22 protein-coding genes are annotated in these 26282 nt (G+C 66.0%); 5 read left to right on the forward strand and 17 right to left on the reverse strand.

The features are described from left to right. Positions 1 to 76: 76 nt before the first annotated feature. Positions 77 to 1045 carry an ion transporter gene (locus NFH98_RS16430; protein ID WP_315901234.1) on the forward strand — a complete coding sequence of 323 codons (969 nt, stop codon included), beginning with the start codon at positions 77 to 79 and terminating at the stop codon, positions 1043 to 1045. A gap of 122 nt (positions 1046 to 1167) precedes the next feature. Here the strand turns inward: NFH98_RS16430 and NFH98_RS16435 are convergent, their stop codons facing one another. Next, positions 1168 to 1791 carry an L-threonylcarbamoyladenylate synthase gene (locus tag NFH98_RS16435; protein WP_045991103.1) on the reverse strand — a complete coding sequence of 208 codons (624 nt, stop codon included), beginning with the start codon at positions 1789 to 1791 and terminating at the stop codon, positions 1168 to 1170. A 79-nt stretch (positions 1792 to 1870) separates the two neighbouring features. After that, positions 1871 to 2875: a PHP domain-containing protein gene (locus NFH98_RS16440; RefSeq protein ID WP_348827051.1), complete on the reverse strand. Its 1005-nt coding sequence runs from the start codon at positions 2873 to 2875 to the stop codon at positions 1871 to 1873. 220 nt (positions 2876 to 3095) lie between these two features. Between NFH98_RS16440 and NFH98_RS16445 the strand changes: the two genes are divergently transcribed. Both NFH98_RS16445 and mnmC read left to right on the forward strand, forming a co-directional pair. Continuing rightward, on the forward strand, positions 3096 to 3395 hold the full coding sequence (locus tag NFH98_RS16445) for a YciI family protein (protein ID WP_045991104.1): 300 nt from the start codon (positions 3096 to 3098) through the stop codon (positions 3393 to 3395). Positions 3396 to 3655: 260 nt separating this feature from the next. Next, entirely contained in the window at positions 3656 to 5701 is a 2046-nt protein-coding gene (gene mnmC, locus NFH98_RS16450; RefSeq protein WP_348827053.1) for a bifunctional tRNA (5-methylaminomethyl-2-thiouridine)(34)-methyltransferase MnmC2/FAD-dependent 5-carboxymethylaminomethyl-2-thiouridine(34) oxidoreductase MnmC1, read from the forward strand. 139 nt (positions 5702 to 5840) lie between these two features. On the opposite strand, the gene NFH98_RS16455 is transcribed toward mnmC, so the two are convergent. From NFH98_RS16455 to ccmA, 13 genes are all read right to left on the reverse strand, one after another. Continuing rightward, positions 5841 to 6113 carry a YheU family protein gene (locus NFH98_RS16455; protein WP_045991106.1) on the reverse strand — a complete coding sequence of 91 codons (273 nt, stop codon included), beginning with the start codon at positions 6111 to 6113 and terminating at the stop codon, positions 5841 to 5843. Then, a complete protein-coding gene (gene ligA, locus NFH98_RS16460) occupies positions 6110 to 8152 on the reverse strand; it encodes an NAD-dependent DNA ligase LigA (protein WP_349622947.1) in 2043 nt (680 codons plus the stop codon). Before ligA ends, NFH98_RS16455 begins: the two co-directional genes overlap by 4 nt. Positions 8153 to 8344: 192 nt before the next feature. Beyond that, positions 8345 to 10342, reverse strand: coding sequence for a cell division protein ZipA (zipA, locus tag NFH98_RS16465; RefSeq protein WP_349622948.1), 1998 nt, complete (start codon positions 10340 to 10342; stop codon positions 8345 to 8347). 225 nt (positions 10343 to 10567) lie between these two features. Beyond that, positions 10568 to 14065: a chromosome segregation protein SMC gene (gene smc, locus NFH98_RS16470; RefSeq protein WP_349622949.1), complete on the reverse strand. Its 3498-nt coding sequence runs from the start codon at positions 14063 to 14065 to the stop codon at positions 10568 to 10570. Between the two features lie 3 nt (positions 14066 to 14068). Continuing rightward, a complete protein-coding gene (ccmI, locus tag NFH98_RS16475) occupies positions 14069 to 15289 on the reverse strand; it encodes a c-type cytochrome biogenesis protein CcmI (protein ID WP_349622950.1) in 1221 nt (406 codons plus the stop codon). Further along, entirely contained in the window at positions 15286 to 15723 is a 438-nt protein-coding gene (locus tag NFH98_RS16480) for a cytochrome c-type biogenesis protein (protein ID WP_349623121.1), read from the reverse strand. The genes ccmI and NFH98_RS16480 overlap by 4 nt, the downstream gene beginning before the upstream one ends. Positions 15724 to 15824: 101 nt before the next feature. After that, positions 15825 to 16373, reverse strand: coding sequence for a DsbE family thiol:disulfide interchange protein (locus tag NFH98_RS16485; RefSeq protein ID WP_108132330.1), 549 nt, complete (start codon positions 16371 to 16373; stop codon positions 15825 to 15827). A 61-nt stretch (positions 16374 to 16434) separates the two neighbouring features. Further along, positions 16435 to 18435, reverse strand: a complete 2001-nt coding sequence (locus NFH98_RS16490) for a heme lyase CcmF/NrfE family subunit (RefSeq protein ID WP_108132329.1) — start codon at positions 18433 to 18435, stop codon at positions 16435 to 16437. A 221-nt stretch (positions 18436 to 18656) separates the two neighbouring features. After that, positions 18657 to 19127 (reverse strand): cytochrome c maturation protein CcmE, encoded by a 471-nt coding sequence (gene ccmE, locus NFH98_RS16495; protein ID WP_349622951.1) that lies wholly within the window; start codon positions 19125 to 19127, stop codon positions 18657 to 18659. Continuing rightward, positions 19117 to 19329: a heme exporter protein CcmD gene (gene ccmD / locus NFH98_RS16500; RefSeq protein WP_231498600.1), complete on the reverse strand. Its 213-nt coding sequence runs from the start codon at positions 19327 to 19329 to the stop codon at positions 19117 to 19119. The genes ccmE and ccmD overlap by 11 nt, the downstream gene beginning before the upstream one ends. Then, positions 19326 to 20066 (reverse strand): heme ABC transporter permease, encoded by a 741-nt coding sequence (locus NFH98_RS16505; protein WP_349622952.1) that lies wholly within the window; start codon positions 20064 to 20066, stop codon positions 19326 to 19328. Before NFH98_RS16505 ends, ccmD begins: the two co-directional genes overlap by 4 nt. 51 nt (positions 20067 to 20117) lie before the next feature. Beyond that, positions 20118 to 20852: a heme exporter protein CcmB gene (gene ccmB, locus NFH98_RS16510; RefSeq protein WP_108449932.1), complete on the reverse strand. Its 735-nt coding sequence runs from the start codon at positions 20850 to 20852 to the stop codon at positions 20118 to 20120. Next, positions 20849 to 21490 (reverse strand): cytochrome c biogenesis heme-transporting ATPase CcmA, encoded by a 642-nt coding sequence (gene ccmA / locus NFH98_RS16515; protein ID WP_349622953.1) that lies wholly within the window; start codon positions 21488 to 21490, stop codon positions 20849 to 20851. The genes ccmB and ccmA overlap by 4 nt, the downstream gene beginning before the upstream one ends. Before the next feature lie 276 nt (positions 21491 to 21766). Between ccmA and lexA the strand changes: the two genes are divergently transcribed. Further along, positions 21767 to 22243: a transcriptional repressor LexA gene (gene lexA / locus NFH98_RS16520; RefSeq protein WP_045991117.1), complete on the forward strand. Its 477-nt coding sequence runs from the start codon at positions 21767 to 21769 to the stop codon at positions 22241 to 22243. Continuing rightward, positions 22243 to 22869 carry an IMPACT family protein gene (locus NFH98_RS16525; RefSeq protein ID WP_108132325.1) on the forward strand — a complete coding sequence of 209 codons (627 nt, stop codon included), beginning with the start codon at positions 22243 to 22245 and terminating at the stop codon, positions 22867 to 22869. The genes lexA and NFH98_RS16525 overlap by 1 nt, the downstream gene beginning before the upstream one ends. Before the next feature lie 77 nt (positions 22870 to 22946). Here the strand turns inward: NFH98_RS16525 and olsF are convergent, their stop codons facing one another. Together olsF and NFH98_RS16535 are read right to left on the reverse strand one after the other, a co-directional pair. Next, positions 22947 to 24725: a bifunctional ornithine lipid synthase OlsF gene (gene olsF / locus NFH98_RS16530; protein WP_349622955.1), complete on the reverse strand. Its 1779-nt coding sequence runs from the start codon at positions 24723 to 24725 to the stop codon at positions 22947 to 22949. Between the two features lie 231 nt (positions 24726 to 24956). Next, positions 24957 to 26279 (reverse strand): sodium ion-translocating decarboxylase subunit beta, encoded by a 1323-nt coding sequence (locus tag NFH98_RS16535; RefSeq protein WP_108449929.1) that lies wholly within the window; start codon positions 26277 to 26279, stop codon positions 24957 to 24959. Between the last annotated feature and the right edge of the window lie 3 nt (positions 26280 to 26282).

The following is a 26282-nucleotide window of genomic DNA, read 5'->3' on the forward strand; positions in this document are numbered from 1 at the left end:
CGATGGCCCCATTTCCTGTAGGCGATAACCTAATCCCTGCAGGAGAATGCCCCGAGACCACAAGGACACGCCCGTGATCAACGGCTACAAGCCGGCCGCCGAAGGCCTCAAGACGCGCATCTTTCAGATCATCTTCGAGTCGGATACCCGGCTGGCCAAGGGCTTCGACATCGCCTTGATCACCGCCATCCTGGCCAGCGTGCTGGTGGTGGTGCTGGAGAGCGTCGATAGCCTGCGCATGCAGTATGGCGAGCTGTTCCGGGCCATCGAATGGACCTTCACCATCCTCTTTACCATCGAGCTGGTCCTCAGGCTCTACTGCCTCGAGCGGCCGCTCAATTATCTGAAGAGCTTCTACGGCACCGTCGACCTGATCGCCATCCTGCCGAGCTGGCTGGCGCTGCTGATCCCCGGAGCCCAGTCGCTGATTGTCATCCGCCTGCTGCGCAGCCTGCGCATCTTCCGGATACTGAGACTGATGGAATTCGTCGGCGAGGGACGCCTGTTGATCGACGCGCTGAAGCGCAGCGGCCACCAGATCTTCCTGTTCCTGTTCACGGTGTTCATGCTGGTGACCATCTTCGCCTCGATGATGTATCTGATCGAGCCGAGGGAGGCCGGTTTCACCAGCATTCCCGTAGCCATCTACTGGGCGGTGGTGACCCTGACCACGGTGGGCTACGGCGATATCTCACCGGTGACGCCGCTTGGCCAGGCCATCAGCGTGGTGGTCATGTTGATCGGCTACTCGATCATCGCGGTCCCCACCGGAGTCTTCTCCGCCGAGGTAATCCGCTCGATTCGTGCCGATCGCTACTCCGACGAAGCCTGCCCAGGCTGCGGCCACGACCGCCACGAGCAGCGTGCCAAGTACTGCCTGATCTGTGGCACCTGGCTCGACGAGGACACCCCCGACCCCAACGCGCCGAAGGAAGAACCAGAAGAGGAACCGGAGGACGACGGCGGTGAGGAAGAAAAGGCCAAGCGCGAAGATGACGAAGACGATGGCGTCAGCAATCCCGACCGCAGCGGGCCCTCTGTCTAAGGCGGGGTCCACAACCGCGGCCCGGGAGAGCGAGCCAGGAACGCGACCCCATCATCGTGGCGGTATTCGCCTGTCGCCTTTCTGACAATGCGCCGCATGCTTTCGCTGGTTTGCGTCGAGCGCTACTCCTGGAAGGGTGAGATATCGCCGCGCCCTTCGCGCACGATGACCGGCGGCATGTCGCGCAGATCGATCACGCTGGTCGGCTCCAGCTGACAGGCGCCACCGTCGATCACCAGGTCCAGGTGCGCACCGAAGCGATCGCGAATCTCTTCGGGGTCGGTCATCGGCAACGCCTCCCCTACCGGAATCAGGGTCACGCTCATCAGCGGCTCGCCCAGGCGTTCAAGCAGAGCACGCGAGATCTCGTGGTCCGGCACCCGTACACCGATGGAGCGGCGCTTGGGATGCAGCAGCAGCCGGGGCACCTCGGTGGTGGCGTGCAGGATAAAGGTGTAGGCGCCCGGGGTGTGGGCCTTGAGCAGGCGGAAGACGGCGTTGTCCACCTTGGCGTAGGTGCCGATCTCCGACAGGTCCGAGCACACCAGGGTGAAGTTGTGCTTGTCGTCCAGCGACCTGAGCCACTTGATCTTCTCGATGGCCTTCTTGTCCCCCAGGTGGCAGCCCAGGGCGTAGCCCGAGTCGGTCGGATAGGCCACCACTCCGCCCTTGTGGATGATCTCGACCGCGCGGTCGATCAGGCGCTTCTGGGGGTTGTCGGGGTGAATCTGAAAGTACTGGGTCATGTTGCCTCCCTGGCGAACAAACGGGCAAAAGAAGTTGGCGAAGAAAGCACGAGGCGCAGCGCGGGCCTTCCCTCTGAGACTAGACCGAATGGGCGGCGTTCTTGTCTTCGGGGCTCTTGTCTTCCGGGCCGGCGCGCGGGGTGTCATCGTCCACGCTCGCATTTGTCACGCCAGGGCCCGCCACGTTCGTACTCGCCGCGCTGGCGAACCAGGCGGCAAGGCGCGGATGGGCCCACACCGGCGCCACCGCGGTGCGCGGAATCGGACTCATGCTGCCCGGCGCCAGGTGTCCTCCCGGAAAGTGAAAGTCGCTGCCAAGCGATCCGTACAGCTCGCGCTCCATCAACTGTCGCGCCAGGTCCCGGGTGACATCAGGGTTCTGGAAGCCGCTGACCAGCTCCGCCGCCTGGCCCCCTGCCCGACAGAACTCATCGAGCAGCAGGCCGCGCTTGCGCCGGGTCAGCTTGTAGCGAAGGGGATGAGCCAGCACCGCCACGCCGCCGCTGTCGAGGATCCACTCCACCACCTCGGACAGGTAGGGCCAATGCGACTTCACGTCGCCGATCTTGCCGTTGCCAAGATACTTGCTGAAGGCCCCGGACAGATCCGCCACCAGCCCTTCTGCCACCATCACGTGGGCGAAGTCGGGGCGATTGAGCGGCCGGTCGCTGCCGGCCCAGGCACGCGCCTTGGCCAGCCCGTCGCTCAGGCCGATGCGCTCGAGTCGCCGGGCAATGGTCTCGGCACGCTTCTCGCGGGCGATGGCCTGCTCGGCAAGGCCGGCCTCCAGCATGGCCCCCGGCCCCGACGGCAACAGCCCGACCACATGGATATTGAGTCCCCGCCACTGACAGGACAGTTCGCTGGCGGGCAGCACCGACAGCCCAAGCTCGCGGGCGCGAAGGTCGGCCTCGGCGACTCCCTCGAGGCTGTCATGGTCGGTCAGGGCGATATGCGAAAGCCCCTTGGCGTGGCACAGCGTCACCAGTTCCGACGGCGCAAGAGCGCCGTCGGAAGCGGTCGAGTGCATATGCAGATCGATGGCGAGGGCCGTGCCCTCGAAGGACTCAGGAAGGGCTGGCATGGGACAGGAAACTGGCTCCTCGACATGACGCCGGGCGGCGACTTTGACAGAATATGGCCTCCATGGTGCGCGTGGCGCCTGCCGCGGTCAATGCTGGTCGCGTCGCGCATGCGCCTCCCCGAGCCGGGTGATCGTCATCCAGGATGCCGTAGAGCGGCATCCGACCGCCCGGCGAGTCTGCCCGGGCCAACGTCAACCGGGCCCTATCGAGGAACTATCGATGCTCTACGCGATCATCAGCGAAGATGTGGACAACAGCCTGGAACGTCGACTGGCCGCCCGGCCCGACCACCTGGCTCGACTCGAGGCCCTGCGCGATGAGGGACGCCTGGTGCTGGCCGGACCGCACCCGGCGGTGGACAGCGAAAATCCCGGAGACGCCGGCTTCAGCGGAAGCCTGGTGGTCGCCGAGTTCGACGACCTGGCCAGCGCCCAGGCCTGGGCCGATGCCGACCCCTACATGATCGCCGGCGTCTATGCGTCGGTCACCGTCAAGCCGTTCAAGAAGGTCCTGCCCTGAGGCGAGCCGAGTGCCTGCCCCGCGCACCTGGCGGGATCGCGGGCACCCTGCTTCTGGCACCTGTTCGTGGACAAGCGATGTCCTGGCTACCGTTCACGGACAGCCTGTTTGCTCCGGGTTTGTTCACAGCCCGCTTGTTCACAGAGTCTGTGGAAAAGTCTGTTGAAACGCCGCGGACGCATTGCTGTAACCCTGTTGCCACGCCCTCGACAACAGAGTGATCAATTCTTGACCAGCCCCGCCAGCCGGAAATCTTCGACGTGACATCATCTCCAGATGGCCTCCCCGCCCTGACCGCCGCCACTACCGCCGAACTGGACTGGCGCGAGGACGACAGCGGAATCAGCCCTCACTCCCGTGCCTTCGACGATGTGTACTTCTCGCGCCACGACGGTCGCGCCGAGACCGAGCACGTGTTTATCGCCGCCAACCGGCTGCCCCAGCGCTTTGCCGCCTGGCACGAGCAGCGCCCCTTCGTGATCGGTGAAACGGGCTTCGGCACCGGGCTCAACGTGCTGTGCGCCTGGCACAGCTTCGAGGCGCTGGCGCCCCCCGGGGCGCGGCTGCACATCGTCTCCACCGAGCGCTATCCCATGAGCGCCGAGGATCTGATTCGGGCCCTGGCAGGCCAGCCGGATCTGGCCGACAAGGCGGCGGCGTTGATTCGTCAATGGCCGGCGGCGGTCACCGGGGTGCATCGACTGGTGCTGTCGCCCCGGGTCATTCTCGATCTGCACCTGGGTGACAGCAGCGAACGCCTTGCGCTGCTCGACGGCCTGGTGGACGCCTGGTTCCTCGACGGCTTCGCCCCCTCGAAGAATCCCGAGATGTGGCAGCCTGCACTGTTCGCCACGATGGCGGCGCACTCCCGTCCTGGCGCCACCTTCGCCACCTTCACCTGCGCAGGCATCGTCAAGCGCGGGCTCAAGGCCGCCGGCTTCACCTGGCGCAAGGTACCGGGCCATGGACGCAAGCGCGAGATGCTCGCCGGCGAGATCGACTCGCCTCCCGACGATACCGGCAGACGTCACACCCCCTGGTTTCGCCCTCCTGAGGCGCGGCCCTGTCGGCGCGTGGCCATTGTCGGCGCGGGCATCGCCGGCTGCAGCGCCGCCGAGGCGCTGGCCCGACGTGGTGTCGAGGTCACCCTGATCGACGCTTCGCGACCCGGCAGCGGGGGCTCCGGCAATGTCCAGGGCGCGCTATACGTGAAGCTCGCCGCCGACACCAACCACCAGAGCCGGGTCTATCTGGGCGGGCTGCTCTACAGCCAGCGCTGGCTCGCCCGACTCGACCCCGAGCAGCGCCTGTGGTCGCCCTGTGGCGTGCTGCAACTCGGTGCCAACGAGCGCGAGGCCCGTCGCCAGCGACGCTTTCTCGATCACCACGGCCTACCCCACACGGTGGTGCGTGGCATCGACGCCGACGAGGCCTCCAGCCTCGCCGGGCTCTCGCTGCCCCACGGCGGCCTTTACTATCCGCTGGCAGGCTGGGCCAGGCCGCGCGAGCTGTGCGAGCAGCTCGCCCGCACGCCAGGGGTGACCTTCGTCCAGGCCAGCATCGACAGCATCGAGCCTCTGGAGGGCGGCGGCTGGCGTCTTGTCGGCAGCCACGCCCTGAAGGGCGATCACACCAGCGTCGCCATCGAGGTGGATCAGGTCATCGTCGCCGCCGCCTATCGCTCGGCTGACTTCAGCCAGGTCACTGGCCTGCCGCTGCAGGCGGTACGCGGCCAGGTCAGCCGCGCGCCCCTGGCGCTCGAGGCCCCGGCGCCGAAGCGAGTGGTCTGCGCCGGTGGCTACGTGGCACCGCCGCTGGATGGCGTGCTGACCTTCGGCGCGACCTTTGCCCCGGGGCGTAGCGACAACGACACCCTCGACGAAGACCACCAGGCCAACCTAGAGGAACTCGACAGAACCCTGCCGGGCTACCTCGACCAGCTGCGTCAAGCCGGCCACCCGCTGGCGCTCGAGACTCTCGACGGTCGTGGCGGTGTGCGCTGCGCAAGCCCCGACAAGACGCCCTACGCAGGCCCGCTGCCCGATCAGCCGGCATGGCTTCGCGACTACGCGGTGCTGGCCAAGGACGCCACCCGGGTGCCGGACGTCGCTGGCAGCCACCATCCCGGCCTGTGGATCAGCGCCGCCCACGGCTCACGGGGGCTGGCCAGCGCGCCGCTGTGCGCCGAACTGCTGGCCTCGCGGATCTGCGATGAACCGCTGCCGCTGGAAGCCCCCCTGGCCGACCACCTGCACCCGGGGCGGCGGCTGATCCGCGATATCGTCCAGGGCAAGCGCCAGGGCTGACTCCAGGATGAGCGCCAGGGCTGGCTCCAGGGCTGGACGCAAGCAGCAACGCCCAGACGCCGACGGCCCGCCTTGAAGGCGGGCCGTCGTCTTTTTCACCCGCCGCAGCAAACGCCAAGCGGCCGGGGGCATCGGCAGATCAGATGTCTCCTTCTTCCTCGTCATCTGCGATGTCTCTGCCAAAGGATCGCCACTGGGCCAGGGTCAGCACCTCGGTGCTCTCGGTCTCCAGATCGTGGGCGATGATCAGCTCCGAGCGCTCGAGCTGGCCCTTGAGCTCCTTGACCCAGCCTTTCATGCCCTCTCCGGTGTCGGTGGTGTCGTAGCCCTGACGGGTGACGAAACTCTCGAGCAGGGCGTCCAGTGTCTCCCCGGGCAACATGCGATAGGGTACTTCGACGAAACGGCTCATGCTTGCTCCTCCGAACTCTCGGATTCCCACTCGTTCAGGCGCGCGAGGAAGGTCGCCTCGTCGATCACCTCGACCCCCGCCTGCTCGGCCTTGGCCAGTTTACTGCCAGCACCGGGGCCGGCCACCAGGCAATGGGTCTTCTTCGACACGCTGCCGGCCACCTTGGCGCCCAGCGCCTGCAGGCGCGCCTTGCCCTCGTCCCTTGTCATGGTCTCCAGAGTACCGGTGAGCACCCAGGTCTGGCCTTCCAATGGCGTGGGGCGCTCGCCGACGTCGACCTCGTCCCAGTGCACCCCCGCGGCGATCAACGCCTCCAGCGTTTCGAGATTGTGCGCCTGCTGGAAAAAGGTGGCGATATGGGCGGCCACCACCGGACCCACGTCGTCCACCGCCTCCAGCGTCTCACGGTCGGCCTGCTTGAGGGCATCGAGGTTGCCGAAGTGGCTCGCCAGGTTGGCCGCGGTGGCCTCGCCGACCTCGCGGATACCCAGGGCGTAGATAAAGCGTGCCAGGGTGGTGGCCTTGGCCCTTTCCAGCGCCTCGACCAGATTGCTCGCCGACTTCTCGGCCATGCGCGGCAATTCTGCCAGTCGCTCGGCGGACAGGCTGAACAGGTCCGCCGGGGTCTTGACCCAGTCACGCTCGACCAGGGCATCGATCAGCTTGACGCCGAGGCCGTCGATGTCCATCGCCCGGCGCGAGGCGAAGTGCTTGAGCGCCTCCTTGCGCTGGGCGGCGCATACCAGCCCGCCGGAGCAGCGTGCCACCACCTCGCCCTCGATCCGCTCTATCTCGGACTCGCACACCGGGCAGCGCTCGGGGAAGACGATATCCTGGCCTTCGCCTGCCGCCTCGACCACCCTGACCACCTGGGGGATCACGTCGCCGGCGCGGCGAATGGCGACCCGGTCGCCGATGCGCACGCCAAGCCTCGCGATCTCGTCGGCGTTGTGCAGGGTGGCGTTGGACACCGTCACCCCGGCCACGCTGACCGGATCGAGCCGTGCCACCGGGGTGATCGCCCCGGTGCGCCCCACCTGAAATTCCACGTCGGTGAGGGTCGTGGTCTGCTCCTGGGCCGGGAACTTGAAGGCAATGGCCCAGCGCGGCGCCCGCGAAACGAAGCCCAGCTCGCGCTGCAGGCGTAGCTCATCGACCTTGATCACCACCCCGTCGATATCGACGTCCAGGCGCTCACGACGCTCCCCCAGGCGGCGGCAGTAGTCGATCACACCGTCCGCGCCCTTGACCACTTCGAGCTCGCGACTGACCGGCAGGCCGACCTCGGCCACCCGCTGCATCAGTTCGCTATGCGTGCTCGCGCCTCCATCGGGCTCAAGGCGCGCTACCTGGTAGCCACGGAATTCGAGTGGCCGCGTGGCGGTCACCCTGGGGTCGAGCTGGCGCAGGCTGCCGGCGGCGGCATTACGAGGATTGGCGAAGACCTTGCTGCCCTGCTCACGGGCACGCTCGTTCATCGCCTCGAACTCCTGGTGACGCATGATGACCTCGCCGCGCACCTCCATCAGCGTCGGCGGCGTCTCACCCCGAAGGCGCAGCGGAATGGACTTCAGCGTCTTCAGATTGGACAGGATGCCCTCGCCGGTACTGCCGTCGCCACGTGTGGCACCGCTGACCAGCACACCGTCTTGGTAGACCAGCGAGACCGCGGCGCCGTCGAACTTGGGCTCACAGCTGAACGACAGTGCCTCGGCGTCCAGTTCCATACGCTCGGCCACCCGCTTGACGAAGGCTCGTATCTCATCGTCATCGAAGGCGTTGTCCAGCGACAGCATGGGCAGCGCGTGGGTCACCTCGGGGAAGCCGTCGGCGGGCTTGGCACCGACCCGCTGGGTCGGCGAGTCGGGGCTCGCAAGCTCGGGATGGGCCTGTTCGAGCTCCGTCAGCCGACGCAGCAGCCGGTCGTACTCGGCGTCGGGCAGGCGCGGGTCGTCGAGCACGTGATAGCGGTAGTTGGCGTCATCGAGTTCGGTGCGAAGCCGCGCGACCTCGTCACGGGTCGAAGCATCGGTGGTCATGTAAACCCTTGTCCTGGCGAAGTGCGAAGTGCTGATGATCGGCCATTCTACCCCATGCCCGCCGGGAGAAAACCGCCAGACATCACCGCCCCCGACAGGCAAGCCCGGTCCGCCCCATCAAGACACAGAAGGCAAACGCAGACGGCCCCGTGTCTCCACGGGGCCGTCGCGTACCAGGCAGCGCCTGCGCGGTCAGTTCACCTGATAACGATGCAGGCGGTGGCGGCGCTCGAACTCCTGCACCCGCTGGCGGGCAAACTCCACGGTCTGGGCGGTCATCACGCTGTGATTCTCGTCCTTCAGCTCACCCCCCATATGGCGCACGATCACCATCGCGGTCTCGACCATGGCCTCGAAGGCCGCCGAGCTGTCCTTGGCGCTGGGCAGCGGCATCAGCAGGGTGATGCCAGGTGTGGTGAAGTCGTCCATGGCTTCGATCGGGAAGGTCCCGGGCTTGAGCACGTTGACCATGGAGAACTGCAGGGCGCTGCCCTCATCCTCGGTCTCGAAGCGATGGAAGATGCCCATGTCTCGGCTGTAGCGCAAACCGCAGGCCATCATCAGCTCCAGCAGGGTCGTGCCAGGGAAGCCATCCTCGTCACGGGACATCACGCTGATGACGATGATTTCCTCGGCGTTGCTCAGGCTGTCACGGGCATGCTCGGCGTTGACGTCGTGGCGCAGGGCCTTCTCGAGCACCGGATGGGTGCGCACCCTGGAGTCTTCGACATCGATGTCCTTAGTTTCATCAAATGCGGCTTCGTCATACGCGGCTTCGTCGTACGTGGCATCGTCGAACGAGGCTTCGTCTTCCATCGACGAGGCGCCACGCTGATCGGCAGCGGCCTGCCTGGCAAGCAAGGCTTCCTGACGGCGGCGCTCGGCCTCCTGAGCGGCCTGCTCCTGACGCAGCCCTTCTTCCTGCTGCCGCTGACGCTGCTGTTCGGCCTGATGCTGTGCCTGTTCGGCCTGCCGGCGAGCTTCTTCCTCGGCCTTGAGCTTGGCTTGTTCGGCCTTCTGCTCGGCCTTGAGCCGTGCCTTCTCGGCTCTTTCCTTCTCACGCTTCTCGCGTTCGATACGCTTCTGTTCCCGGCGCTCTCCCAGAGACTTCTGCAGCGAAGCGCCAAAACGATGCACGGAGGACCCCATGCGACGAGAGCGATCCTTCAACGAATCTCCCATCCCCTCGAAGTCCACCAGACGATACTGATCCTCGTCGAACTCCTCGTGGTCCTGTGGGTCCGCCGCCAGAGACGGCATGGCAGCGTCGCCGGGCTCGCTGGCGATGTCATCGTCACGACGCTCGCTCAAGCTGGGCTCGCGGCGCCCATCACCCGCGTCGGCGACATCGTCACGCACCGCGTGTTCGTCCTGGGCAGTCTTGCCGGTGGAGGCGTCAGCGTCCACCGGAGCGTCCATCGTCGTCTCGCTGGTGGCCCTTGGCTCCTCGTGGCTGTCGGCCGCCATGGGCTCGTCGGTCAGGGAGGACTGCTCGGCCACTTCTTCAGCGTTTTCAGCGTTCGGGGCCTGCGCGGGCGCTTTATCGACCCGCACCGACGGCTCTGACGGTGCGGGAGTCGGTTCCGCCTCGGCGGGCGCTTGTTCTGCACCCTCTTCTACACCCTCTGCTTGGGTGGGCTGCTCGGCTCGGGCTGCAGGCACCGGCTGACTGGCTCGCGGGGCAACGGTGTCCGCCGGCCGGTCATTGGTCGACGATCCATCGGCGCGGTGGCTGTCACCAGCCTCCTGAGCGCGACTGGCCTGACTGGAGCGGAATTCGGACAACACCCGGGATGGCCCGGGGTGCTCCTGACGCTGCAGCTTGGGCTTGGGCTGAACATTGGAGAAATCCGCAGGCCTGACGATCCTGGCCCCTCCATTGGGCAGCTCCCAGTTGATTTCTTCCTGGCGCGCACGCTCCTCGGGGTCGTCCTCTACCGAGGCCACCTCCCGACGCTCTGGCGCGCTGGGTCCGGGGCTAGCCGCCATGGCGGGTTCCTGATCATGGCGACTGCCATGACCACCGCCATAGCCGCTTTCGTAGCTACCGTAGCCACTATCAAGGACGTCTCCCTGCACCTCATCAAGGCGGGGAGTGCGACGTTGGCGCTGGAGGCGACGCGCCCCATCGATAACGATGAGGGTCACCAGTGCCAGCCCCAGAATGATCAGCCACTCTCTTAGTTCCATGGGTCGTCATGCCTTTGCTAAGGCGCCATGCCTGATGGTTGTCCGTCAACAGCATAGCGTGATTGCGAAAAAAAGGGCCACTTTTTTTATTTGTCAAGCGCCGGATTTTCTCCGGTCTTCTCGACAGTGCCCTTCGCATTCGCCCTTCCAACTCCCTTTGCTTACCTTGCCATGCAGTATCATGGTCTTACTTGGTAACCCTATTATAACCACCTTTCAAGTGCATCATGCTTCTGCCAGCGCGGCCGCCTCGTCCACGCCCACCGAGACCAGTCGCGAGACGCCAGGTTCCTGCATCGTCACACCCATCAGTCGTTCACCGGCCTCCATGGCGATCTTGTTATGGGTGATATAGATGAACTGAACGCTCTCGGACATTTCCTTCACCAGCTTGGCATAGCGCCCGACATTGGCATCGTCCAGGGGCGCATCCACCTCGTCGAGCATACAGAACGGCGCCGGGTTCAACTGAAAGATGGCGAATACCATGGACAACGCCGTCAGTGCTTTTTCTCCCCCGGACAGCAAATGAATGGTGCTGTTCTTCTTGCCCGGAGGTCGCGCCATGATGGCCACCCCGGTTTCCAGCAAATCATCGCCTGTCAGGGTCAACCATGCGGTTCCACCACCGAAGACTCGCGGGAAAAGCGACTGCAGGCCGGCATTGACCCGCTCAAAGGTATCGCGGAATCGCATCCGCGTCTCCTGATCAATACGTCGGATCGCCTTGTCCAGGGTTTCGAGGGCCTCGTTCAGCTCGGCCTGCTGCGCTTCGAGATAGTCACGCCGCTCGGCCTGCTGCGCGTACTCCTCGATGGCGGCCAGGTTGATCGCCCCCAGCCGGCGAATCTTCTCGCCCAGCTCCTCCAGCCGGGTCTGCCAGGCGGACTCGGTGGCATTGGGGTCCAGCCCTTGTGTCAGAGCCTCGGCATCGTGGCCAAGTTCCCTGAGCTGCTCATCCTGGGTCTCGGCCTTCAGCGCCAATGCCTGAACCTGCATACGCGCCTCCTGCAGACGCTCGCGCACGCCATCGAGATTTCGCTCGTGGCTCTGCCGCGCCTGCTCGTCGTCGCGCAGGCGCTCGACCAGCGCCGCCGCCCGTGCCCGCGACTCATTGAGCTGGCGCTCCTCCTGCTCGCGCCGGTGCAACAGCTCATCGAGACGCTCGCGACGTTCCTCATCCGGCTCATGCAGTCCTTCACGCGCTTCCTCGAGTTCGGCCACCCGCTCCTCCAGGCGTGAGCGGGTATCCCCCGCGCGCCCCTGCTGCTCGGCCAGGCCAGCACGCTCGGTGGTCAACCGCTGGTGCTCCAGGGTGAGCTGCTGGGAGCGCTCGCTCAGCGGACGCTGGCGGGTACGCAGCGAGGCCAGCCGCTCGCGCGCCTGGGTGCGCTCGCGCTCGAGACGCTCGCGTACCTCGGCGCCCTCTTCCAGCCGGGCCATGGCGCTCTGCCACTGCTCGCGCATTTCCTCGATGGCCAGCCGCGCTTCCTCGTCGGCTTCGGCCAGGCCCTCGAGCTCCTCGTGGATCTCCGCGCCGCGACTGGACAGATGCTCAAGCCGGCTGGCCAGACCATTGTCCTGGACCGCCAGTTGCTGACGCGCCTGATCCAGCTCACGCTCAGACAGCCGCAGTTGCTCGAGCCCCTGCTCGGCCTGATCGACCAGCGCCTGGGCACCTTCACGGGCCTGCTCGACGGACGCCAGCCGCTGTTCCTGCTCTGCCAGGGCGGCACTTGTCTCGTCCAGCCGGGCGCGGCTCACCAGCAACGCATCCGGCCCATCTCCCTCGCCCCGCTGGCGCGCCCAACCAGAGCCTAGCCACAGGCCGTCGGCGGTCACCAGGCTGGCCCCTGCCTCGAGCCGATCCTGTGCCTGCCAGGCCTCGTCACGGGAGGCCGCACAGCGAATGCCGGCGAGCCACTGCGCGGCCGCACCGGCGCCCTTGACCCTCGCCGCCAGGCTGTCGCCGGCAGCGTCGACGCTGGCCTCTGAATCGAGCAGTGCCAGTTCGGCGGCAAGCGGCGAGGCCATCACCTCACGACAGTGACTCGACGACGCCATGCGGGCCCTGAGCCAGGGGCCCAGCACCCAGGACACCGTCTCCTCCCAGCCGGGCTCGACATTCAGGCATTCGCCCAGGCGTGGCGCCTCGGCAAGGCCATGCTCGGCCAGGTGCCGGTCCAGGCTTTCGTCGTGGTCGGCCAGGGCCGCCTCGATCAGCGCCTCCAGCGAGGCGATCTCGCCACCCAGGGCGCTGTGACGGGCGAGCGCCTGCTCGCGCGCGCGGTCATGTTCGACAACCTCGCGACGGTTGGCATCGCGCTGATCGATCAGCCGTTCACGGCGCTCCTCGAGCTCCTCGGCGCGGGCCTCGTGCTCGGCCAGCTGACTCTTCACTTCTTCGCGCTGGGCGCTGAGGCCGGCCAGGTCCGGCAATTCATCGAGCTGCTGACGGCGCTTGGCACGGTCGGCGGCGATGCGCTCGAGCCGAGCTTCCAGCTCACGCAGGCGGTCCTGGGTGCGTTCGGCCTCGTGGCTGTCGCTGCGCCAGCGTTCGTTGAAGGCTTCCCATTTGGCGTCGGCCTCCTCCACCGCGGGCTCGGCCTCCTCCAGCGCCGCTTCCAGCTCGGCCAGTTGCTCGGCCAGTTCTTCCTGCTCGGGGCCCAGGGTCTCCAGGCGATCCTCGAGGGCCAGCAGGCGCTGACTGTCGTCCTCGCCGAGACGATCGAGCTCCTCGAGCTCGCGGCGGGCACTCTCGAGATCCCGCGCCAGCTGCTGATCGCGGGAGCGGGTGTGTTCGAGCTCCTGCTCGAGGCGGGCGATGGCGGTGGTGGTCTCGTAAAAGCGTGCCTGGCGCTGGTCGAGCTCCGAGGCCAGGCCATCGTGCTCGGCGCGGGCCTCTTCCAGCCGGGTCTCGCACTGGCGCATGCCGAGCACCTCGCGCTCCACCGCGGTCTCGAGCTCACGCACCCGGGTGTCCTGCTCGGTCTGGGCGGCACGCAAGGCGCGTCCGCGCAGCAGTGCGAGTTCGCCCTTGACCCGGTGCTCTTCTTCTTTCAACGACTGGTAGCGTCTGGCCGCCTCGGCCTGGCGCTTGAGCCGCTCGAGCTGCTTATCCAGCTCCTCACGGATATCGTCGAGCCGGTCCAGGTTCTCCTGGGTGCGACGCATGCGGTTTTCGGTCTCGCGACGGCGCTCCTTGTACTTGGAGATACCGGCGGCCTCTTCCAGGGTGGCGCGCAGCTCTTCGGGACGCGCCTCGATCAGCCGCGAGATCATGCCCTGGCCGATGATGGCGTAGGAACGCGGCCCCAGGCCGGTGCCCAGGAACAGGTCGGCGATGTCGCGTCGGCGACACTTCTGGCCATTGAAGAAGTAGCTGGACTGGGCGTCCCGGGTGACCTGACGCTTGACCGAGATCTCGGCGTACTGGGCGTAGACCCCGCCCATGGTGCCGTCGCGGTTGTCGAAGGTCAGCTCGATGGAGGCCATGCCCACCGGCTTGCGCCCGGTGGAGCCGTTGAAGATGACGTCGGTCATCGACTCGCCACGCAGGGTCTTGGCCGAGGATTCGCCCATGACCCAGCGTACGGCGTCGATGATGTTCGACTTGCCGCAGCCGTTGGGACCGACGATGGCGGTCATGTTGCCGTCAAAGGGCACCGTGACCGGATCGACGAAGGACTTGAACCCGGCCAGCCGGATCGACGTCAGACGCATGGACTATTCAATCACTCGATCGATGATAAGCGCGACAGGATCCATGTCCGGGCCGCCTACTGCAACCCCTTGTCGTTCACCCATGAGATCGCCTGCCTGTGGCTGGGCCTGGCCGCTGGACGATACCCGCGCCAGCAGACGCACCTCATCGACCTGCGCGAGGCTTGCCATGGGCGACATGGCATCGCTGGCGTCAAGGGTCAGGCTGGCCGGCAGATCGGCCAGGGTCAGGCGCTCGATGGCCAGCGGCGGCAGCTTGCCTTCGCTGTCCCGCGCCACCACGAACACCGTGGTCTCCGGCGCCAGACGCCCGACCAGTTCGTCAGCCAGCGACAGGCTGACCAGGACATTGCGCTCGCTCGCCGCAGGGGCCAGGCGTTGCTCGGCCTGGGCGACGCCCTGGCGCATGGCCTCGGACAACGGCGAGTCGTCCGCCGCCGACAGACCGCGCCGCCAGAAGCCCAGGGCGCCCTGGTAGTCGTCCTGCTGGAAGGCCTCGACCCCCAGAAACCACATGGCCGAGGGCAGATTCGGCGCCTCGCGACTGGCCTCCCGGGACAGCGCCAGAATGCGATCGTCGAGCCGCCCTTCGTTGATAAAGTACTGCATCTTGGCCAACTCGCCGATCCACCAGGGTGAACGCCCCTCCAGCGCAAGCACACGCTCGATGGCATCGCTGGCCTGGGCGTAGGCGCCGCTGTCGCGGTAAAGCGGATACAGCGTCTGCCACACGCGAGGGTTGTCGGGTTGGCTCTCGGCCTGCTGCTCGAGGCGCTGGATCATCAGCGCGAGGCTGGCCTCGGGGTCGTTGCGTACCTCTTCGATGGCCTGATACAGCACCAGGTCGCCCTCGGCGCCCTCCCAGCGGTACCACAGCACGCTGACCACCACCACCGCCACCAGCACCAGCGGCACCGCCAGCTTGCCCGCAGCGGCAGACTTCAGCGGTGAGCGCTTGAGCCGCTCGGTGTCATCGAGCAGGCTGCGCTGGAGTTCACTGAGATCCTCGTCGAAGCGTGCCGCGTCGATGTCTCCCCGAGACTTGGCCGCTTCCAGCGACGCCACCCGACGACGATAGACCGCCACGTTCTGGGCGGCGGCGTCATCGCTGTCCTCCAGCGCACGTTGCAGGCGTTCCACCTTCGCCGCACGGCGCAGGGGCAGGATCAGCAGCCAGGCCGCGAGCAGCAGCAGAACGGCAAAGGCCAGCCATAACAGGGTCATGCGGATCCCTCTCTATCGATCAGATCGTCCAGGCGCGCCTGCTCCTCGGCGGACAGCCTGCGTACCTGGGTGCGTCTCCGTGAGCGGATAATCAGCCACAATACCAGGGCGCCGATGACGACCAGCGCGCCGGGCAGCCCCCACAGCAGCAGGGTGCGCCCCTCGAGACGCGGATTGTAGAGGACATAGTCGCCGAAGCGCTGGACCATGAAGTCGATGATCTCCTTGTCCGAGCGGCCGTCCTGAAGCTGGGCGTAGACCCGCTCGCGCATGTCGGCGGCGATCGGCGAGTTGGAGTCGCCGATGGCCTGGTTCTCGCACTTGGGGCAGCGCAGGGTGGCGGTCAGCTCCTGATAGCGCTTTTCGGTCACCGGGTTGTCGAAGCCGCGTACCTCGATGGCTTCCGCCCGAGCGTCGAGCGCAGCGACAAGCATCAGCAGCGCCAGCACCACGCCCGCCAGCCAGCCAAGGCCCGAGCCAGGCAGATTACGTGCACGGGCGCTGCGGTCGTCGCCGCTAGCGCCGCACAGATCGATCAACGCCATTTTTCCACCTCCGGCAAGATGATCTTCTCCACATCATCGGCGGTGATATAGCCGGTGTGGTGGTAGCGAATGATCCCCTCGGCGTCTACCAGGAAGGTCTCGGGAGCGCCGTAGACGCCGAGATCGAAGCCGAGGGTGCCCTCGGGATCGAAGATATTGAACTCGAAGGGATTGCCGAACTGGGTCAGGAAGGCGCGTCCCCTGGCCCTGCGCTCGCCGTCGCTGGCACCTTCTTCCTTGTAGTCGACCCCGACCAGGCGTACCCCGCGCTCGGCCAGATCCAGAAGCTGCGGCATCTCCTGACGACAGGTCGGACACCAGCTGCCCCAGACATTGACCAGGGAAAGCTCGCCGGACAGCGCGTCCTGGCTCACCCGGCGCTCGGGATCCTCGAGGGTCGACAGCTCGAAGTCGGGGAACTCTCTGGCCATCAACGCGGATTCCCTTTCAAAGGGGTTGATCGACAGCCCCTGATAGAGAAAGATCCCGAGCGCCAGAAACAGCACCAGCGGCAACAGCAACAAAAGTCGACGTTTCATGCACGGGTCTCCCTGGCCGTGACGACAATGACAGGAGCGAAGGCCAGCGGCTGACGATCTTTCATGATGCATTGGCCTCCCTGGCCGTCACGACAGGCTCGGGCTCACGTACGCTCAAGCGGCGACGGTAGCGCCTGTCGGCGACGGCGATGATGCCACCGGCGGCCATCAGCAGTGCGCCCAGCCACAGCCAGCGCACGAAGGGCTTGATCTGCACCCTGAGCGCCCAGCTGCCGTCGTCGAGCTCCTCGCCCATGGCCACGTAGAGGTCATGGAACAGGCCAGGCCGCAGCGCCACCTGGGTCATCGGCATGCCGCGCGCGATGTACAGGCGCTTCTCCGGGTGCATCTCGAAGCTTGCGCTGGCGCCCTCTCGGGTCACCTCGATGGTGGCCGCGTCAGAGACATAGTTCGGCCCACGACGCTCGTCCAGCGCCGTCATGTGAAAGCCGATTCCGTTGACCTCGACGCGGTCACCGACATTCATGCGCACGTTGCGCTCCACCGAATAGTTGGACACCAGGGCGACCCCGATGATGGTCACGGCAAGCCCCAGATGGCCGAGCACCATGCCCCAGTAGGCAGGCGTCAGGCGCTTGAGGGCGCCAAGGCGCGAGCCGGCTCGGGAGGTCTTGCCCCACAGGTCACGCACCAGCGACAGCACCAGCCACAGCGCCGCGACCAGGCCCAGCGACGCCTTCAGGTTCCACTGCCCGGTGTAGACCAGCGGCGCCGCCACGCCGATGACCAGAGCGCCGAGACCGGCGATCCACAGGCGGGTCAGCAGCTCGCGCCCGGCCATGCGCTTCCAGCGGGCGCTGGGGCCAAGCCCCATGAACACGCAAAGCAATACGGTCAGGGGCACGAACAGGGCGTTGAAGTAGGGAGGCCCCACGCTGATCTTGCCCAGGTTCAGCGCGTCGAGCAGCAGCGGATAGACGGTCCCGAGCAGCACCGTCACCGTCATCACCACCAGCAGGATGTTGTTGACCAGCAACAGGGCATCGCGGGATACCCAGTTGAAGCCTCCGGGCTGGCTGACCCGTGGCGCGCGCAGGGCGAAGATCAACAGTGACAGGCCCACGGTGATGCCCAGCAGCACCAGAATGAACAGGCCCCGCGAAGGATCATTGGCGAAGGCGTGCACCGAGGTCAGCACCCCTGAGCGCACCAGGAAGGTGCCCATCAGCGACAGCGAGAAGGTGGTGATCGCCAGCAGCACCGTCCAGCTCTTGAAGGTGCCGCGCTTTTCGGTCACCGCCAGGGAGTGGATCAGCGCGGTGCCGGCGAGCCAGGGCAGCAGCGAGGCGTTCTCCACCGGGTCCCAGAACCACCAGCCGCCCCAGCCCAGTTCGTAGTAGGCCCACCAGCTACCGAGCGCGATGCCGACGGTGAGAAAGGCCCAGGCGATATTGGTCCAGGGGCGCACCCAACGGGTCCAGGCGCTATCCAGGCGTCCGCCCAGCAGCGCGGCGATGGCAAAGGCGAAGACCACGCTGAAGCCCACGTAACCCATGTACAGCATCGGCGGATGGATGATCAGACCGACGTCCTGCAGCAGCGGATTGAGGTCGGCGCCGTCGGCGGGGATATTCGGCAGCGAACGCTCGAAGGGGTTGGAAGTGATCAGCACAAAGGCCAGAAAGCCCACGCTGACCAGCCCCATCACGCCGAGCACGCGCGCCACCATGTCCGGTGGCAGCCCCCGGGAGAAGCAGCCCACGGCGAAGGTCCAGACTCCGAGGATCAGGCTCCACAGCAGCACCGAGCCTTCGTGGTTGCCCCACACCGCGCTGAACTTGTAGTACCAGGGCAATAGCGAGTTGGCGTTGTTGGCGACGTTGACCACGCTGAAGTCGTCGAGCATGTAGCTCGCCGTCAGACAGCCGTAGGCGATCAACAGAAAGGCCAGCTGGCCCGCCGCCATCGGCCGCGCGTAGGCCATCCACAGCGGGCGCCGAGTGGCAGCCCCGGCCAGCGGCAGCACCGCCTGCACGCAGGCCATCAGCAGCGCCACGATCAGCGCGTAGTGTCCGATTTCCGGAATCATCTTGATCAGCATGGATTCACCTTGGCCCGCCTTCCGTCCGCGTCAGTCCACTGGCGCCTGGCTCTGCGACTGAATCGCGTGGGCCCATGGGCCCGGAACGCCTGCGTTATGGTCGATTGACCCTGTCCCCTTCTGGCTCGAAGAAGCGCCTTCGGCCCTGCCCCCTCGGGCAAACAAGGCCCCGCACCACGGAGCCCTGTTGTGGGGATACCTTTTTTGTCGATGCACGAAGCCTACTGCGACGTGCCTGGGCCCGCCTGCTTGTAGTCTGCCGGCGAATAGCCGGCGTCTTCCAATGCCTCGGCGACCTCGGGCGGCATATAGTTCTCGTCGTGCTTGGCCAGCACCTTGTCGGCCGCGATAAAGCCGTCGCCGGTCAGTTCGCCGACCACCACCACGCCCTGCCCCTCGCGAAACAGGTCCGGCAGGATGCCGCTGTAGCGCACCTCGACATCGTCGACGTAGTCGGTCACCACGAAGCTGACGTCCAGGCTGTCACTGTCACGATGGACGCTGCCTTCCTTGACCATCCCGCCGGCACGTAGCTGCCGGTCCACGGGGGCTTCTCCGGCGGCAATCTGCACCGGGCTGAAGAACAGGTTGATGTTGGAGCGCAGGGCGTACAGGGTCAGTCCCACCGCCACCGCACACAGCGCCACCAGTCCAAGCACCAGCAGCATCTTATTTCGGCGTTTAGCCCTCATCTTGATCCTCCGAGGGGGAACTTGCGACCGCGGCGTCACGCCTCAGCCGGCGGCGCAAGGTGCGCCGAACACCGCGGCTTTCACCACGAACCAGAATCACGCTCAACAGCAGAAAGCCCAGGGTCGCACCCCAGGCGGTCCACACATAGGGGCCGTGGCTGCCCATGCTGACCAGCTCGGCCAGCGACTCGAAAGCCATCATGGACGCTCCTCGAACAGCTCTTTCACCCAGCGCTTGTGGCCTTCACGGCGCAGGATCTCGGTACGGGTGCGGGTCAGGGTGAAGGCCGCGAAGAAGGCGTAGAACCCCAGCACCATGATCAACAGCGGCATCCACATCTCGACCGGCATCGACGGGCGTTCGGTGATGGTGAAGCTGGCGGGCTGGTGCAAGGTGTTCCACCACTCCACCGAGTACTTGATGATGGGTATGTTGATCACCCCCACCATGGCCAGCACCGACGCCGCCTTGGCGCCGCTCTGGGGGCGGGCGAAGGCGCGCCGGATCAGCATCACGCCAAGATACAGAAACAGCAGGATCAGCATCGAGGTAAGGCGGGCGTCCCACTGCCACCAGGTGCCCCAGGTAGGCTTGCCCCAGACCGACCCCGACAGCAAGGCGATGGCGGTCATGGCGGCGCCCAGCGGCGCCATCATCGCTGCCGCCATGTCGGCGATCTTGATCTTCCAGACCATGAACACGAAGCCGGAGGCGGCCAGCGCCATGAAGATCGACTGGGCCAGGAAGGCCGCAGGCACGTGCACGTAGATGATGCGAAAGCTGTTGCCCTGCTGGTAGTCCGCCGGAGCGAAGGCCAGCCCCCAGACGCTGCCGACCAGGATCAGCGCCAGCGCCAGCGCCCAGCACCAGGGAGAGAGACGCGCGGCTATGCCGTAGAACCAGCGCGGCGATCCCAGCTTGTGAAAGAAGGCCCACATGAGCGTTGTACCTCGATCAACCTTGAATTCGTGATGGCCACGACGGCCCGATCAACCATGGATACTGATGCGCAGCGACGCGGCAATGGCCACAGGAGCCGCCATCAGCGCTACCGACAACAGCGCGCCGATCACCGCCAGGTGCCCCAGCCATTCCCCGCCGCCCAGCGCCGCGCCCATGGCGCCGGTGCCGAAGATCAGCACCGGCATGAAAAGTGGCAACACCAGAAGCGACAGCAGCATGCCACCACGCGCCAGCCCCACCGTCAGCCCTGCGCCGATGGCACCAATCAGGCTGATGCAGCCACTTCCCAGTGCCAGGGTCGCGCTCAGCGCCAGGTAGCTGCCCTGGGGCAATGCCAGCAGCACCCCCAGCAAGGGGGCCATCAACGCCAGCGGTAGCCCGGTGGTCAACCAGTGCACGGCGACCTTGGCCAGCACCAGCAGCGACAGCGGGTGCGGTGCAAGCAACAGTTGCTCCAGGGTGCCGTCCTCGAAGTCGCCACGAAACAAGCCGTCCAGCGACAGCAGTGCCGACAGCAAGGCGGCCACCCACAACACGCCAGGGGCGATCAGCGCCAGGCGTTCGGGTTCCGGCGAGATCCCCAGTGGAAACAGGGTGATCACCATGGCGAAGAACACCAGCGGGGTCAGGGCGTCACCCGGTCGACGGGCGACCGCCGTCAAGTCACGGCGGAAGGTGGCAGCCATCGCGCGACCAAGTCCATCACCGGCCTCTCTGACCGGCTCGGCGGCTTCGATCGACCCAGACGTCGGCGTGTTCATGAAGCCACCTGTCGGTGTCCGTCCAGGGTCAGCCGGCGCACGCCAGGCACATTGGACAGCGGATGGTGGGTGGTGACCAGCACCGCGCCGCCGCTGGCGGCATGGTTGGCCAGGCGGCGCTCCAGGGCGGCCACGCCGGCCACATCGATCGCGGTAAAAGGTTCGTCCAGCACCCACAGGGCACGGCGACTCGACACCAGACGAGCCAGGGTCACCCGGCGCTTCTGGCCGGCCGATAGCTGGGCGGTGGGGACGTCCTCGAAGCCGGCCAGGCCGACTTCGGCCAGGGCCGCCTCGAGCTCGGCATCGGGGCACCCCTCGCCCCCCAGCGCCTGATACCAACGCAGGTTTTCCAGGGCACTCAGGTTGGCCTTGATACCCGGGGCATGGCCCAGATACAGCAGGTTGGCCAGCAGGTCGGCGCGGGCGCGGGGCAGCGCCCGCCCCTGCCAGCGCACCTCTCCATCGACGTCGGCGATCTGGCCGCACAGGATCTTCAACAGCGTGGTCTTGCCACTGCCGTTGGGTCCCTCGACTCGGAGCACTTCCCCCGCCTTGAGGACAACATCCAATCCTCGAAACAACCAGCGGCCATCGCGCTCACAGGCCAGTTGTCGGGCTTCAAGACACAGACGCAAAGGGCACTCCACAACCAGGGACGGGGCAGCAAATCACGCACAGACTTTACACCGATTGCACTACCCGAACCAGACAGCCAGCGCAGCTGACAGCCGCAATCGCACAGGCAATGCACCTTTCGTTGATCCATGGCACTTGCACGAGCGGCGAGGCCTGCTATCTTTCACATACTGTATGAATCGACAGTATCAAGATCCCTCGACGTTGACACCAATCGCCACCCGCTACTCCATCCCGTGACAGCCCGACCCTCACAACAAGGGAGACCCCGCGCCATGGATATCGCGACCTGCCAGTTCCTCGAACGCCTGCCCAACCTGCCCATCGCCGACAGCTGGGCACCCGTCGACTCCACCTCGGATGCCCTGGTGGAGGTCCCCCTGCTGGGGCAGGTATCCGCCGGCATGCCGATCGAGGCCTGCCTGGACAACGCCACCCTGCAGGTGCCATCGCGCATGGTCAGGCGCAACACCTACGCCCTCAAGGTGTGCGGCAACTCGATGATCGATTGCAATATCTTCGACGGCGATGTGATCATCATCGAACGCCAGGAAAGCGCCGAGAACGGCGAAACGGCGGTGGTGATGATCAATGACCAGGAGGTCACCCTGAAAAAGCTCTATATCGAGAAGAATGGTGTTCGCCTGCAGCCGGCCAACGAGACCATGCCCCCGATCTACCTGAAGAACAGTGACATCCGTGTGCTGGGCCTTGTCATGGGTGTCGCCCGCCAGGAAGAAATGGCCGCCTGATGCGCTACCCGATACCCGAGCTTGCCCCCGGTGAGTGGCACGAAAGCGAGATCGAGGTGGAAAAGAGCCGCTTTATCGCCTGGGTGGCCCACGCCCCCAAGGTGGCGGACTTCGAAGCGCTGCTGGCCGAGGCTCGCAGGCAGCATCCCAATGCCAGCCATCATTGCAGCGCCTACATCGCAGGCCCGCCCGGGGAGCAGGTGCACATTGGCTTCTCCGATGACGGCGAGCCGGGCGGTACCGCCGGCCGACCGATGTTTCAGGCACTCGATGGCGATGGCATCGGCCAGGTGGGCGCGGTGGTGACCCGCTACTTCGGCGGCACCAAACTCGGTACCGGCGGACTCGCCCGCGCCTATACCCAGGCGCTGGTCACGGCGCTGGAAAGCCTGCCCAGGGGCGAATGCATCGAGCGCCGCCCACTCAAGATACGGGTCGACTTTGCCGGCGAGGCCGACGCACGGCAGTGGTGCCAGGGGCAGGATATCCCGGTGCAGGCGGTCGACTACGGGGCCGAAGGCGTCACCTTGACCCTGGGCTGGCCCAGTGAACGGTCCACCGACCTGAGCGAGCTCAGCACTCGCCTGAAGGGCCGCATCGAGTCCCTGGACCATCAGGCAGGCTAGGCCCGCTCGATGCTAACGTCGAGGGAGCCTCCAGCCCCGTCTGTTCCGCCTCCGGGACCGGTCCGACGCGACCCCTGCTAAAGCGGCCTCTCCAGGACGGCGTGTTCGTCCTTGGTGAGAGCGTCCTCTCCAGACGAGACAGCGTCTTCACCGATATAGCGTCTGCGCTTGTCGGCCTTGAGCCGTGCCACGTCCACCACCACCAGGCCATCGATGCAGTAGCCGAAGGCGGTATCCACGCCGAAGGCCTTGAAGCTGACGCCGCCAGGTTCGGCCACCTCCACGTATTGCTTGTAGAGCGCCGGCACCCCCGCCCCCATGGCCTGCAGGGCGCCTTTCAAGCGCTGAAAGTCCTCGCCGGCATCGTTGCCGGCGAACAGCCGATCCGCCTCCTCGCGCCCGGCGCGCGACATCGTGCACACCGCCTTGGCCCGGATCGGGCTGTCACCGTCCCCGTGGTAGTGCCGGTAGTAGCTGACCAGCAGGTCCTTGGCCAGGGGCGGTAGATGATTGGGAATGGTCACCGGCCCGAACAGCCAGCGCACCTCGGGATGATGGCGCAGGTAGGCGCCAAGACCATGCCAGAGATAGTCGAGACTGCGACGTCCCCAGTAGCGTGGCTGGACAAAGCTGCGGCCCAGCTCCAGCCCGTGGCGCCAGCGATCCATCGGCGCCTGTTCGAGATGAAAGATGGTGGCGCTGTAGAGCCCTTCGATGCCTTTGCTATCGAGGATGCGCCCGACCTCACCGAGACGATAGGCCCCGGCGATTTCCAGGTCACGATCGTCCCACAGCACCAGATGACGATAGTGCTCGTCGTACTCGTCCAGATCCCGCTTCTTGCCGGTGCCCTCGCCGACCCGGCGAAAGGCAATTTCGCGCAGCCGCCCGATCTCACGCATCACCGCAGAGTCGGGACGATGGTCAAACAGCAGGATCTGCTTGCCGTCAGGCGTCCTGCCCAGCACCTCGGCGTCGACCAGCTCCTCTCGCAGGTGCTGGCGATTTTCCGGATGGGCAATACCGGCCTCGGAGACAAACACGCCCTTGCGTCCCCGCCCCAGACGGTAGACGTGCTTGCGCAACAGCTTGAGCTTGGCGACGGTGGCCAGGTCCTCGCGGTCGAAGCGTGACAGCGGGATCTCGCCCCCCACCTTGAGCGTGATGTGCCGCCCTTTCTGGCGAAACATCTCGTGGGGCAACAGCAGCGTGCCCAGCGGCGAGTACAGCGAGGCCAACGAATAGAACAGCGAGGAGTTGCGACCGCCCACGTGCACCGGCAGGATCGGCGCATTGGTGCGCCGGGCCGCGTGCAGGAAACCCGACAGCCAGTTGCCGTCCTTTACCCCCTTGGGCCCCGCCCGCGACACCTCGCCGGCGGGGAAGACGATCACCGCCTGTTCATCGTCGAGGGCATCAACGATGCCCTGCAGGCTCTTGCGAAAGCCCCTGCGCGACAGGTTGTCCACCGGCAGCAGCAACGGTGCCAACGGCGTAAGCTGCATCAACAGATCATTGGCGACGATCTTCACGTCAGGGCGTACATCCGCCACCATGCGTACCAGCGCCAGCCCATCCAGAGCACCGAGGGGATGATTGGCGACGATCACCACCCTGCCGGCGACCGGAATGTTGTCGCGATCACGCGACGACAGCGAATAGCCGAAGTTCAGCTGATCGAGCACCGCGTCGATGAACTCGAGCCCTCCGGCGCGGCGATGACGCTCGAGAAAGGCATTGATCTCGCGCTCGTGCACCAGCCCCTTGAGGCCGGCGCTCAACAGGCGGCGGCACCAGGCTGGCCAGCTCTGTGCCTTCGGCACCTTGGCCATCAAGGCCTTTTCGACATCGATCATGCCCGTCCTCCGTCGGTGGCAATAGCCGCCAGACTAGAAAGCGCGCATGACAGCACCGTGGCGATCGCGTGTAAGCGGGATGACGGGCTCGACCAGAGTCAGCTACAAAAGCAGCGCCCCCACCTGGCGGCGGGGGCGCTGCGTTCGGTCAAACCTGGGCTGCGGGCCCGGATGACTCTACTCCCGGGTCTTGATCACCATCCCGGGACCATCATGTCGGGGACCCGATCATCATCCCAGGTACTTGATCATCACCCCGGCGGCTACCGCCGAGCCGATGACACCAGCAACATTGGGCCCCATTGCGTGCATCAGCAGGAAGTTGTGGGGATTGGACTCGAGCCCCACCTTGTTGGACACCCGCGCCGCCATGGGCACCGCCGAGACACCGGCGGAGCCGATCAACGGGTTGATCGGATGCTTGCTGATGAGGTTGAGCAGCTTGGCCATCAGCACACCGCAGGCGGTGCCGATGGCAAAGGCCACCATGCCGAGCCCGAGGATGCCCAGGGTTTCCACCGCCAGGAAGCGGTCGGCCATCAGCTTGGAGCCCACCGACAGTCCGAGGAAGATGGTCACGATGTTGATCAGGGCGTTCTGCGCCGTGTCCGAGAGCCGTTCGACCACCCCGCACTCACGCATCAGGTTGCCGAAGCAGAACATCCCGAGCAGCGGCGCCGCATCCGGCAGGAACAATACCACCAGGATCAGCAGTGCCAGCGGAAACACGATCTTCTCGAGCTTCGACACCGGACGAAGCTGGGTCATGGCGATGCTGCGCTCCTTCTGGGTGGTCAACGCCTTCATGATCGGCGGCTGGATCAACGGCACCAGCGCCATGTAGGAGTAGGACGCCACCGCGATGGCACCCAGCAGCTCGGGGGCCAGGATGCTCGAGACATAGATCGAGGTCGGACCGTCGGCTCCACCGATGATGCCGATGGCCGCAGCCTGGTTGAGGCTGAAGTCCATCCAGCCCATGGCGGTCATGCCCACCGCCCCGATCAGAGTGGCGAAGATGCCGAACTGGGCGGCGGCGCCGAGGAACAGGGTGCGCGGGTTGGCCAGCAGCGGACCGAAGTCGGTCATCGCGCCGACCCCCATGAAGATCACCAGCGGCGCGATACCGGAGGCGATGGCCACGCTGTAGAACTGATACAGCATGCCATGGGAATAGCCCCCATCCATGGCCAGGTCGTTGGCGGTACGAAGCAGCGCCGGCGAGATATCACCGTGCAGCGTCTCGCTGATGGCGTAGCGCCAGGTATCCACGTCGGCGCCCGCCGGCAGGCTGGTGCCGAGCGCCTGGGCCATCTGCGCCAGCAGCTCGGGACGCCCCAGGTGGGCCGCCTGCTCTGCCGCCGACAACGCCAGCCCCGCCTCGGGAATATTAGCCAGGATGCCGCCGAAGCCGATCGGCACCAGCAACAGCGGTTCGAACTTCTTGGAGATGGCCAGCCACAAGAGCAGCAGGCCCACCACCAGCATCACCGCCTGGCCCAGGGTCAGGTTGTACAGCCCGGAGCCGTACCATAGGGTCAGAATCTTCTCCATGGG

Source organism: Halomonas sp. H33-56 (assembly GCF_040147035.1).
Taxonomy (GTDB): domain Bacteria; phylum Pseudomonadota; class Gammaproteobacteria; order Pseudomonadales; family Halomonadaceae; genus Halomonas; species Halomonas litopenaei.

What these genes read in the sequence shown, in the direction of transcription:
- NFH98_RS16435 (WP_045991103.1), bottom strand. Translation starts at nt 1,791, where the DNA reads ATGACCCAGTACTTTCAGATTCACCCCGACAACCCCCAGAAGCGCCTG.
- NFH98_RS16440 (WP_348827051.1), bottom strand. Translation starts at nt 2,875, where the DNA reads ATGCCAGCCCTTCCTGAGTCCTTCGAGGGCACGGCCCTCGCCATCGAT.
- NFH98_RS16445 (WP_045991104.1), top strand. Translation starts at nt 3,096, where the DNA reads ATGCTCTACGCGATCATCAGCGAAGATGTGGACAACAGCCTGGAACGT.
- NFH98_RS16455 (WP_045991106.1), bottom strand. Translation starts at nt 6,113, where the DNA reads ATGAGCCGTTTCGTCGAAGTACCCTATCGCATGTTGCCCGGGGAGACA.
- ligA (WP_349622947.1), bottom strand. Translation starts at nt 8,152, where the DNA reads ATGACCACCGATGCTTCGACCCGTGACGAGGTCGCGCGGCTTCGCACC.
- zipA (WP_349622948.1), bottom strand. Translation starts at nt 10,342, where the DNA reads ATGGAACTAAGAGAGTGGCTGATCATTCTGGGGCTGGCACTGGTGACC.
- smc (WP_349622949.1), bottom strand. Translation starts at nt 14,065, where the DNA reads ATGCGTCTGACGTCGATCCGGCTGGCCGGGTTCAAGTCCTTCGTCGAT.
- ccmI (WP_349622950.1), bottom strand. Translation starts at nt 15,289, where the DNA reads ATGACCCTGTTATGGCTGGCCTTTGCCGTTCTGCTGCTGCTCGCGGCC.
- NFH98_RS16480 (WP_349623121.1), bottom strand. Translation starts at nt 15,723, where the DNA reads ATGCTTGTCGCTGCGCTCGACGCTCGGGCGGAAGCCATCGAGGTACGC.
- NFH98_RS16485 (WP_108132330.1), bottom strand. Translation starts at nt 16,373, where the DNA reads ATGAAACGTCGACTTTTGTTGCTGTTGCCGCTGGTGCTGTTTCTGGCG.
- NFH98_RS16490 (WP_108132329.1), bottom strand. Translation starts at nt 18,435, where the DNA reads ATGCTGATCAAGATGATTCCGGAAATCGGACACTACGCGCTGATCGTG.
- ccmE (WP_349622951.1), bottom strand. Translation starts at nt 19,127, where the DNA reads ATGAGGGCTAAACGCCGAAATAAGATGCTGCTGGTGCTTGGACTGGTG.
- ccmD (WP_231498600.1), bottom strand. Translation starts at nt 19,329, where the DNA reads ATGATGGCTTTCGAGTCGCTGGCCGAGCTGGTCAGCATGGGCAGCCAC.
- NFH98_RS16505 (WP_349622952.1), bottom strand. Translation starts at nt 20,066, where the DNA reads ATGTGGGCCTTCTTTCACAAGCTGGGATCGCCGCGCTGGTTCTACGGC.
- ccmB (WP_108449932.1), bottom strand. Translation starts at nt 20,852, where the DNA reads ATGAACACGCCGACGTCTGGGTCGATCGAAGCCGCCGAGCCGGTCAGA.
- lexA (WP_045991117.1), top strand. Translation starts at nt 21,767, where the DNA reads ATGGATATCGCGACCTGCCAGTTCCTCGAACGCCTGCCCAACCTGCCC.
- NFH98_RS16525 (WP_108132325.1), top strand. Translation starts at nt 22,243, where the DNA reads ATGCGCTACCCGATACCCGAGCTTGCCCCCGGTGAGTGGCACGAAAGC.
- olsF (WP_349622955.1), bottom strand. Translation starts at nt 24,725, where the DNA reads ATGATCGATGTCGAAAAGGCCTTGATGGCCAAGGTGCCGAAGGCACAG.
- NFH98_RS16535 (WP_108449929.1), bottom strand. Translation starts at nt 26,279, where the DNA reads ATGGAGAAGATTCTGACCCTATGGTACGGCTCCGGGCTGTACAACCTG.